At 70.8% G+C, this 9321-nt stretch carries 10 protein-coding genes; 6 read left to right on the forward strand and 4 right to left on the reverse strand.

The genetic code is table 11. The features are described 5' to 3' along the window. Positions 1 to 36 precede the first annotated feature (36 nt). From AC067Z_RS16875 to AC067Z_RS16890, 4 genes are all read left to right on the forward strand, one after another. A complete protein-coding gene (locus AC067Z_RS16875) occupies positions 37 to 321 on the forward strand; it encodes a hypothetical protein (RefSeq protein WP_478790285.1) in 285 nt (94 codons plus the stop codon). A gap of 120 nt (positions 322 to 441) precedes the next feature. After that, entirely contained in the window at positions 442 to 822 is a 381-nt protein-coding gene (locus AC067Z_RS16880) for a hypothetical protein (RefSeq protein ID WP_478790286.1), read from the forward strand. A 3-nt stretch (positions 823 to 825) separates the two neighbouring features. Then, on the forward strand, positions 826 to 2556 hold the full coding sequence (locus AC067Z_RS16885) for a sodium/solute symporter (protein WP_478790287.1): 1731 nt from the start codon (positions 826 to 828) through the stop codon (positions 2554 to 2556). Then, on the forward strand, positions 2553 to 3773 hold the full coding sequence (locus AC067Z_RS16890) for a sensor histidine kinase (RefSeq protein WP_478790288.1): 1221 nt from the start codon (positions 2553 to 2555) through the stop codon (positions 3771 to 3773). The genes AC067Z_RS16885 and AC067Z_RS16890 overlap by 4 nt, the downstream gene beginning before the upstream one ends. Positions 3774 to 3800: 27 nt before the next feature. Here the strand turns inward: AC067Z_RS16890 and AC067Z_RS16895 are convergent, their stop codons facing one another. The 3 genes from AC067Z_RS16895 to AC067Z_RS16905 form a co-directional block, all read right to left on the reverse strand. Continuing rightward, a complete protein-coding gene (locus AC067Z_RS16895; RefSeq protein ID WP_478790289.1) occupies positions 3801 to 4316 on the reverse strand; it encodes a hypothetical protein in 516 nt (171 codons plus the stop codon). 84 nt (positions 4317 to 4400) lie between these two features. Next, entirely contained in the window at positions 4401 to 5018 is a 618-nt protein-coding gene (locus AC067Z_RS16900; protein WP_478790290.1) for a sigma-70 family RNA polymerase sigma factor, read from the reverse strand. 375 nt (positions 5019 to 5393) lie between these two features. Continuing rightward, complete coding sequence (locus AC067Z_RS16905; protein WP_478790291.1) at positions 5394 to 5855, reverse strand: universal stress protein; 462 nt, start codon at positions 5853 to 5855, stop codon at positions 5394 to 5396. A gap of 147 nt (positions 5856 to 6002) precedes the next feature. On the opposite strand from AC067Z_RS16905, the gene AC067Z_RS16910 reads away from it, so the two are divergent. Then, positions 6003 to 6848: a polysaccharide deacetylase family protein gene (locus tag AC067Z_RS16910; RefSeq protein ID WP_478790292.1), complete on the forward strand. Its 846-nt coding sequence runs from the start codon at positions 6003 to 6005 to the stop codon at positions 6846 to 6848. Between the two features lie 82 nt (positions 6849 to 6930). Here AC067Z_RS16910 and AC067Z_RS16915 read toward each other — a convergent pair whose 3' ends face one another. Continuing rightward, positions 6931 to 7581 (reverse strand): class F sortase, encoded by a 651-nt coding sequence (locus AC067Z_RS16915; protein WP_478790424.1) that lies wholly within the window; start codon positions 7579 to 7581, stop codon positions 6931 to 6933. A gap of 308 nt (positions 7582 to 7889) precedes the next feature. Here AC067Z_RS16915 and AC067Z_RS16920 point away from each other — a divergent pair, with 308 nt between their 5' ends. Then, positions 7890 to 9158 carry a hypothetical protein gene (locus AC067Z_RS16920; protein ID WP_478790293.1) on the forward strand — a complete coding sequence of 423 codons (1269 nt, stop codon included), beginning with the start codon at positions 7890 to 7892 and terminating at the stop codon, positions 9156 to 9158. Positions 9159 to 9321 lie beyond the last annotated feature (163 nt).

Genomic DNA, 9321 nt, shown 5'->3' on the forward strand with positions numbered 1-9321 from the left:
CTCTAACCTTGATCGTGGCGGGGAAGAAGGGGCCTGATGTCCGACATCGAAGCACTGCTGGACGAAATCCGCGGACTGCCGTCGGCCAGACCGTCCGGCACAGGCGAGCTGGAGGAACTGCTCGCCGCGGCGAGAAGCGCCGCGGGCCGCTGGGCCGATGTGCTGGAGGACATCCGCGAGTCGGCACGAGGGCTCGCCGGGCCGAGGGCCGAAGCGGCGCTGGAAGTGGCGTTCCGGCGCGCGGAGGAGTCCTACGTGGAGCTGGAGATCGCGCTCAGCGACGTAGGAGCCGTCCGATCCCTCGGACGTGTCCGGCCCTGATCCGGCGGACAGCCCCGGGAGCGCGTCCGGACCGTCACCGTCGGTCTCTACCGTCGGTAATCGCCGCTGCGTAGACTCCGTTTCTCCCGAGTTCGCCGACAGACGCTGGAGCGGACGACGATGTCTGCAGAGCAACCACCCCGCCGCGAGGTGGTCACCGGTGTGCCGCGTGGCGCACGGCGGCCGCCCGGGTACGCGCCCGCCCGGTCCGAGATCAGCGAGCAGACCACCCTCGGCGCCACCTATGTGCGCTCCCTCATGCGCAGTCAGCTGCGGGCGGCGCTCTACGCACTCGGGGCCCTCGCTCTTCTCGTCGGTTCGCTGCCGCTGTTCTTCGCGCTGCCTGCCGTGCTCGGCGGATCCCTCGATTCGCCGGAGCCGTTCGTCTGGGCGGCGCTCGGGTTCGGCGTCTATCCCGTCATGTGGCTGACCGCACGCTGGTACGTGCGCAGGGCCGAGCGAAACGAGCGCGACTTCACCCGCCTCGTCGAAGGCCGCTGAGACGTGAACCAGACCTACGCGGTGACCGCGGTCACCGTCGTGGTGCTCGCCACCGTCCTCATCGGCGCCCTCGGCCTGCGCATATCCCGCACCACTTCCGACTTCTACGTCGCCTCCCGCACGGTCAAGCCCGGGCTCAACGCCGCCGCCATCAGCGGCGAGTACCTCTCCGCGGCCTCGTTCCTCGGCATCGCCGGACTCGTGCTGCTCCAGGGCCCCGACATGCTCTGGTACCCGGTCGGCTACACCGCCGGCTATCTCGTTCTCCTCGTCCTCGTCGCCGCCCCGCTGCGCCGCTCCGGCGCGTACACGCTCTCCGACTTCGCCGAGGCCCGGCTGGAGTCAGCCGCCGTCCGCAGACTCGCCAGCCTCTTCGTCGTCGGCATCGGCTGGCTGTATCTGCTGCCGCAACTGCAGGGCGCCGGCCTCACCCTGGAGATACTCACCGGCGCACCGGACTGGCTCGGCTCCCTCGTGGTCGCCGTCGTCGTCACCGGTGCCGTCGCGGCCGGCGGCATGCGCAGCATCACCTTCGTCCAGGCCTTCCAGTACTGGCTCAAACTGACCGCCCTGCTGGTGCCCGCCCTGTTCCTCGTCGCCGCATGGCTCGGCGACGACGCGCCGCGCGCCCGGTTCGACGCCCCGGCCGTGCTCCGTGCGCACACCGAGGTCCGCGTCGGCGACACGGTACGCATCGACCTCGACGCACCGCTGACCCTCACCGTCACGGGCTCGGTCGACGGCACCCGGCACACGCGCGAGCGGCTCACCCTCGGCGAAGGCACCCACCGCATTGAGTCCGGCACCGTCCTGCGCCTGCCGAAAGGGACCGAGGTACCCGAACGGACGGCCTCCGGCAAGGACACGTTCAGCTGGTCCCAGCCCCTGTCCGGCGGGGACGGCTACCGGCTCTACGCGACCTACGGCCTCATCCTCGCCACGTTCCTCGGCACGATGGGCCTGCCGCACGTCGCCGTCCGCTTCTACACCAGCCCCAACGGCCGCGCCGCCCGCCGCACCACTCTGGTCGTCCTCGGGCTGATCGGCGCGTTCTACCTGCTGCCGCCGGTCTACGGCGCACTCGGCCGCATCTACGCACCCGAACTCGCTCTCACCGGTGCCACCGATGCCGCCGTCCTCGTACTCCCCGAACGGATGGTGGGCGGGCTGGCGGGCGACCTGCTCGGTGCGCTCCTCGCGGGCGGGGCGTTCGCGGCGTTCTTGTCGACGGCGTCCGGGCTCACCATGTCCGTGGCCGGCGTCATCACCCAGGACGTCCTGCCGTCCCGCGGCGTACGGCACTTCCGGCTCGCCACGCTGCTCGCCATGGCCGTCCCGTTCGGCCTGTCCGTCGTCACGAGCAAGGTGCCCGTCGCCGACGCGGTCGGGCTCGCGTTCGCCGTCTCCGCGTCCTCCTTCTGCCCGCTGCTGGTGCTGGGCATATGGTGGCGCGGCCTCACCCCGCCGGGCGCCGCCGCGGGCCTCGTCATCGGCGGCGGGGCGGCCCTGACCGCGGTGATGGCCACCCGCGCGGGCCTCGCCCCGCAGGGCTGGCCGCACGCCCTGATGGCATGGCCCGCCCTGTGGTCGGTGCCGCTCGGCTTTCTCACCATGGTGGTCGTGTCGCTGGCCACCGCGCGTCACATACCTCCCGGGGCCGCGGCGACCCTCGCCCGGCTGCACCTCCCCGAGGATCTCGTCGGCAGGCCGCAGTCCGAAGGAGCGGAACGATGACCGGAACGGGTGCCGTCGCACTGGCCGCCACGGGTGCCGTCCTGCTCGCCCTCGGCTTCGCACTCGGCCGGATGACGGCCCGGCGCGGCGCCAGACCCGATCTGGACCTCGGCACTCCCGTCGAGCGGGCCACGTTCCACACCCTGCACACGGCCTCGCTGGCCGCGCCGCCGCTGCGCGCGGGACTGACCGAGGACACGGCGCGCAAGGCGGCCCGCCGACTGCGATCGCTGCTCGGCACCGAGGCGCTCGGGCTCACCGACAGGGAGCGGGTCCTCGCCTGGGACGGTCCGGGCGCCGGTCACCACCAGCAGCAGGTGATGGTGCGTGTCGCCGAGGTCCTCGAGACCGGCCGCAGCCAGAGCGTGCACTCCGAATGCGACGACGTGGAGTGCCCGCTGCGTTGGGTCGTCATCGCGCCGCTGACGGGCGAGGAAGGTGTCCTCGGGGCCCTGGTCGCCCACGGGTCGCGTGAATCGGCGGTCCTGGTGAGGGCGGCGACGGAGGTCGCCCGCTGGGTGTCCGTACAACTGGAGCTCGCCGAGCTCGACCGCTCCCGCACCCGTCTGATCGAGGCCGAGATCCGGGCTCTGCGGGCGCAGATATCGCCGCACTTCATCTTCAACTCGCTGGCGGCGATCGCCTCGTTCGTACGCACCGACCCGGAGCGTGCCCGCGATCTGCTGCTGGAGTTCGCCGACTTCACGCGCTACTCCTTCCGTCGGCACGGCGAGTTCACCCACCTTGCGGACGAGTTGCGCTGCATCGAGCAGTACCTGGCGCTCGCCGGTGCCCGGTTCGGGGACCGGTTGAAGGTGACGCTGCAGGTCGCGCCGGAGGTGCTGCCCGTCACCCTGCCGTTCCTGTGCCTCCAGCCCCTGGTGGAGAACGCCGTCAAGCACGGACTGGAGGACTCGCGTACCCAGTGCAGGGTCACGATCGCCGCGCAGGACTCGGGCTCGGAGGCGGTGGTGACCATAGAGGACGACGGCGTGGGCATGGACCCCGATGTGCTGCGCGCGATCCTGGCGGGGGAGCGGACCACCTCGTCGGGCATCGGCCTGCTCAACGTCGACGAGCGGCTGCGCCAGGTCTACGGCGACGACTACGGCCTTGTCATCGAGACGGCCGTCGGCGCCGGCATGAAGATCACCATCCGGATTCCCAAGTACCGTGCGGGCGTGCACTCCTCCGCAGGTCGGCGCGCGCTGGGCTGAGCCGCCGGCGGCGCCGCGGGGGACGAGTCACCACAGATGGATCGCGAGATGGCCGAGCGGCAGCCCCAGTTGCCAGGCCGGTGTCCACACCTTGGTCGTCTCGTCCACGGCGCCGTCGAGGGGGAGGGCGGGATGCCATGGCTCCAGGTCCCCGAGATCGGCGGCCAGCAGTTCGGTGTGGCGCAGCCAGTCCCATGCGGCGACGGCAAGTGCCAGATCCGGATCCGCCGCACCGTGCCGCGCACGCTCAGCCCTGGCGGCCAGCCGCTCCTCGGCCCACTCCCGCCACGGGTGTCCGTACGACGTGAGACACAGCCACTCGTCGATCCTGGCCGCCGAACGTCCGGCGTCCAACGGTTCGGCGTCGTCGCACAGATGGATGGTCAGGGCAAGCGTCTGTCGGCCCGCACGGAACTCGAGCGAGCCGTACTCCACCAGCCCGCCGGTCCGCAGCATCTCGTCCGCGGTGTACTCGGCGCACAACCACGCCATGGGGACGGCCAGCCCCGCTCCTCCGGTGCCGCTCGCGCTGTCGGGCTGCACGCCTTCCACCCACTTTCCGACGACTGCGTCCGAGCCTCGATGACGAGCCTCCACCGTCAAACACGGCGGGGGGTGCCTCTTTGCTCAAGTCCGGCGTGACGTTTGGCATACGGACACGCCTCGGACGTGGTCCGAGTGAGCGGCGTGTGCCACCGGGGCCTTTGGGGCGGACGGGACCGAGCGCCGGCTGTAGCCCGGCAGACAGCGGGCGAGTGCGCGCAGCGCGTAGTGCGAACGCGATTTGACGGTCCCGGGCGGTATGCCGAGTGTCTGCGCGGCCTCGTTGACACTCAGCCCGTGGAAGTAGATCTGCACGAGCACCGCGCGGTGCTCGGGGCTGAGTGAGCCGACAGCCGCCCGTACGTCGAGTGCGGCGACCGCGCTCTCGGTGCGGTCGGCCGGGTCGGGCGTGGTGGCGAGGACCCCGTCGCCGATCTCGGTGGGGCGCGCCAGGCGGGAGCGCCGGGCGTCGATGGCGAGCCGACGGCCCACGGTGAAGAGCCAGGGCCGCATCGACTCGTACGGGGCGTCGAACGCCTCCGGGTGCTGCCAGGCCCGCACCAGCGTCTCCTGCAGCAGGTCCTCGGCGCGCTGCTGGTCCCCGTAGGTGAGACCGAGCAGAAAGCTGAGCAGCGCTGGGCCGTGTTCGCGCTGCAGATCCGCCATGGCCCGCTCGTCGGTCGTCGCGGTCGCCGTCGCCATTGCCAACACCCTTTCACCGATCGCTTCCTGCCACGTGGCGTATACGAACGCATCCGGGCGCACAGCGACAGACGCCGAACCGCTGTCGTCGACGAACGGTCGCACCGAGCGGCGAGCGGTGCGGCGAGCGGACGGCCGGGCAGGCGGGGCGCAGCGGAAGGTGCAGCTCCGTTCCAGCGACGCCGCGGCGCGGTCACTGCCGAAGCCCCGCTCCTTCGGGGATTTGAGGCGGTCCGAGATGTCGCTGGTCGCGTGAATTCGTGCCGACAGACATCCGTGCCACAGTCCTCAGCCGCGGTTCAGTCCTCAGCCGCGGTGCAGTGCTCAGCCGCGGTCAGAGCAGGGCGGTCTCACCAGGGGGCGCTGAGACCGCACCTAGGGAACGACCGTCACCGGCCAGCGGCCCGCCTTCACCAGCCGCACCGCGACCGAGCCGATGATCCGGTGCCCGGCCGATTCCGACGCCCCTACCACCACGGCGTCCGCCTTGAGCTCGTCGGCCGCGGTGACAAGCCCGGTGTACGGGTCGCCGCGGAAGGTGTGGAACTCCCAGCGAACGTCCCAGATGCCCCGCACCCGCTCCGCCGCCTCCTTGATCTCGGCGACCAGTCCCTCGGCGATCTCCCCCGTGGTGTCGGCCACCGGCACACCGAGTGCCGCACCGGCCGGCATCACCGGTTGCACGTAGACGATCGCCAGCAGAGCCCCTTGCCGCCGCGCCAGACCGCTCGCGTACGCGGCCGCCCGCATGGACGACTCCGAACCGTCCAGACCGGCGAGGATCACCTTCGGGCCGTCGGTGCCGCGCTCGAACCGCTGGGGAGGATGCTGTGTCACGTCGGCGAGGCTATCGGCCCACGGCGGGACGTCCACCCAGGGGCCCGGCGGCCCTCGCCGCGCCCGACGCTGCTCCCTCCGGGTCAATTCCCGTGCAGACTCGGTGTCGATCAGTTGTGCTCGGCATCGGCTGTGCGGCCATGGGCCATGCGCAAGGATCAACTGCCGTCCGGACGCCGCTCGGTGCTCCGCATCGCCGCCGCTCTCGGCGGCGCCGCCGTCGTCGGCGGGCTGTTCGCCATCGAGCGGACGGCCCCGCCGGCCGACACCGCACCCTCGCCGCTGCCTGCGGCCGGGGGACCGCCGGCCGCCGCTCGCCGCGCAAGGGCGACGACCTACCGGCTGCAGCCGATGACCGCGTACGCCGCCACCGATCTGGGCCGTGCGGTACCGCCGGTGCGTGACCGTCCGTTCCTCGAGGTGCCGGCCGAGGGCCGGACGATGGTGCTCACGTTCGACGACGGCCCCGACCCGCGCTACACGCCCGACATCCTGGCCATCCTGCGCAGGCACGCGGTGCAGGCGATGTTCTTCGTCTGCGGGGAGATGGCGACGCACCATCGCGATCTGCTGCGGGAGATGACGGACGACGGTCATGTGATCGGCAACCACACCTGGTCGCATCCGCTGGTCCCGGCGCTGCGGCCTTCGGAGATCCGCGACCAGCTCGGCAGTACCAGCGACGTGATCGAGAAGTCGGTGGGCCGACCGCCGCTGTGGTATCGCGCGCCGTACGGGGCCTGGAACGACCACTCCTTCAGGATCGGCGCCGAGCTGGGCATGGAACCGCTCGCCTGGACCGTGGACACCCTGGACTGGACGGAACCCGGTACCCGCACCATCGTCCGGCGCGTGGTGGAAGGGGCGGGGCCGGGCGTCGTCGTTCTCTCCCACGACGCGGGCGGCAACCGCTCCCAGAGTGTTGCCGCACTGCGTCGCTATCTGCCGCGTCTTTTGGACGACGGCTACCGCATCACCGTTCCGCGCCGCTGACGCCGCTGACGCCGCTGAGGCCGCTGACGCCGCTGAGGCCGCTGACGTCGGGACGTCGGGACGAGCGGGTCCGGGGTGGCCGTCAGCGCGTCTTGACCATGCGCGCGAAGACGACGACGTTGCCGTCGTAGCCGTCCGCCCGGGAGTAGCCGCCTCCGCAGGTGATCACCCGAAGTTCCGCCATCCCGGTGTCGGCGTAGACACGCACACCGGGGAAGTTGTTCTTGGCGAACACCTCCACGCCGTACACCTCGAAGATCGCGACGCGTCCGTCCTGCCGCGGTACCTCGATCAGCTGGCCCTGCTTCACCGAGCCGAGGCCGTAGAAGACTGCCGGCCCTGCCTGGTTGTCGACGTGCCCGACGATCACGGCGGTACCGCGCTGTCCGGGGGCCACACCGTTCTGGAACCAGCCGGCGAGGTTCGGGTCCTGCGGAGGCGGGGCGGCGATCCACCCCTTCTCGTCCAGCCCCACGTCCATGATCGGCGCATCCACCTTGATGCCCGGGACACGCACCCGGGTCGGCGGAGCGTAGGGCAGCGGTTCGAGCGACACCGGCAGGAACGTCTCGCCCGCGGTCTCGCCGAGTGACGCGGCGGCAGCCGGCTGCGGCGGGCCGATTCCGACGTCCACTCCGTTCCTCATCATCGCGATTCCGGTCAGCATGACGAGTGCCACCACGCCCCAGGGCGAGCGTCGTCGCGATTCCCGGCCGTGGCCGAACGGGCCCATGGATCTCCCCTTTGTACGCATGCAGGCACGCTAAGCGCGCTCGCCGAAGGCTGCGATCAGAGAAGGGCGAACGGGTGGCGGGCCGACGAAGGTGGCCCATCCGAGTAATCAGCGGATAAAAATTCTGACGGTCTGTGACCTGCAGCTCCGTCAGATCGGGTGACAAATCACCGGCGTGTCGGCTCACCGTAGTGGACCAAAGCCGAAATGCGCAGAATGCGGCATCCGGTGAGGGTTCGTCGTGGGAGGCGTTCTCGTCGATTATCCCGGAGCGCCGCTTCGGAGCGTCTTCCGCTGGAGGTTCAACGATGCGTGCTACACGCGCTCTCGCGGCGACGGCGACCGCTTTCGCGGCCGTCGGGCTCTGCGCTCCATTCGCCGCCGCAGGCGGCGGTGACGGTCCGAGGAACGTCCGCGTCAGTCCGTCCTCCGTCTTTCCCGGGGGAACCCTGGCAATCACCGTCGACGGATGCCACCGCGGTGGCACTGTCAGCTCCAACGCCTTCCCCGACGCCACGCTTTCCCGCGATGGCGACGGAGGCTACGGCAACCAGGACGGCCGTGGCGACAATCGCCGGGACGGCCGTGGTGGCAACGGCAACGATCGGGACGGCCGTGGCGGTAATGGCCGGGATGGCCGTGGCGGCAATGGCAATGGCCAGGACGGCCGTGGTGGCAATGGCAATGGCAATGGCCAGGACGGCCGTGGTGGCAACGGCAACGGCAATGGCAATGGCCAGGACGGCCGTGGTGGCAACGGCAACGATGGTGGCAACGGCAACGGCAACGGGAACGACCAGGACGGTCGCGGCGGCAACGGCAACGATGGTGGCAACGCCAACTCCAACGGCAACGGCAACGGCAACGCCAACTCCAACGGCAACGGCAACGCCAACTCCAACGGCAACGCCAACGATGGTGCCAACGCCAACGCCAACTCCAACGGCAACGCCAACGATGGTGCCAACGCCAACGCCAACTCCAACGGCAACGCCAACTCCAACGGCAACGCCAACTCCAACGGCAACGATGGTGCCAACGCCAATACCAACGGCAACGGCAACGCCAATGCCAACACCAACGGCAACGGCAACGGCAACGCCAACACCAACGTCAGCGAGGACGGCCGCAACGGCAACGACCAGGACGGCCGTGGCGGTAACGGTCAGGACGGCCGTGGCGGCAATGGTCAGGACGGCCGTGGCGGTAACGGTCAGGACGGCCGTGGCGGTAACGGTCAGGACGGCCGTGGCGGCAATGGTCAGGACGGCCGTGGCGGCAATGGCGGTCGGAACTTCGGCGGAGGCGACGGCGGACAGTCGACAGCCATCGCCCGGGTCAGGAACAACGCTTCCCCGGGCAGCTACCACCTGACGGTCCGGTGCAACGACAGCAACCGCACCGCCAGTGCCTCGTTCAACGTGCTCTCCGCCCGCGGTGCCCAGGGTGGTCTCGGCGGATCCATCGGGCCCTCCAGCACCGAGATGGCCATCGGTGCGGGCCTCGTCGCCTCGGCGGCGGTCGGTGGCAGCCTGTTCATCGCGCGCCGCCGACGTTCGGTCAGCGGTGAGGTCTGACCGGCCGGACCCCCCGGTCGGCCCAACCGCCCGTCGCCCCCAGTCCTCTGCAAGGACTCGGGGCGACGGGCGGTTGGCGTGCAGTGCGGCCGGCGCGGGTGGGCGGTGGGCCGCCCACCCACACGGACACCCAGGGGAGGGCGTCCACCGAGAGACTAAGGAA

The sequence above is a fragment of the Streptomyces sp. NPDC043812 genome (genome assembly GCF_056436245.1).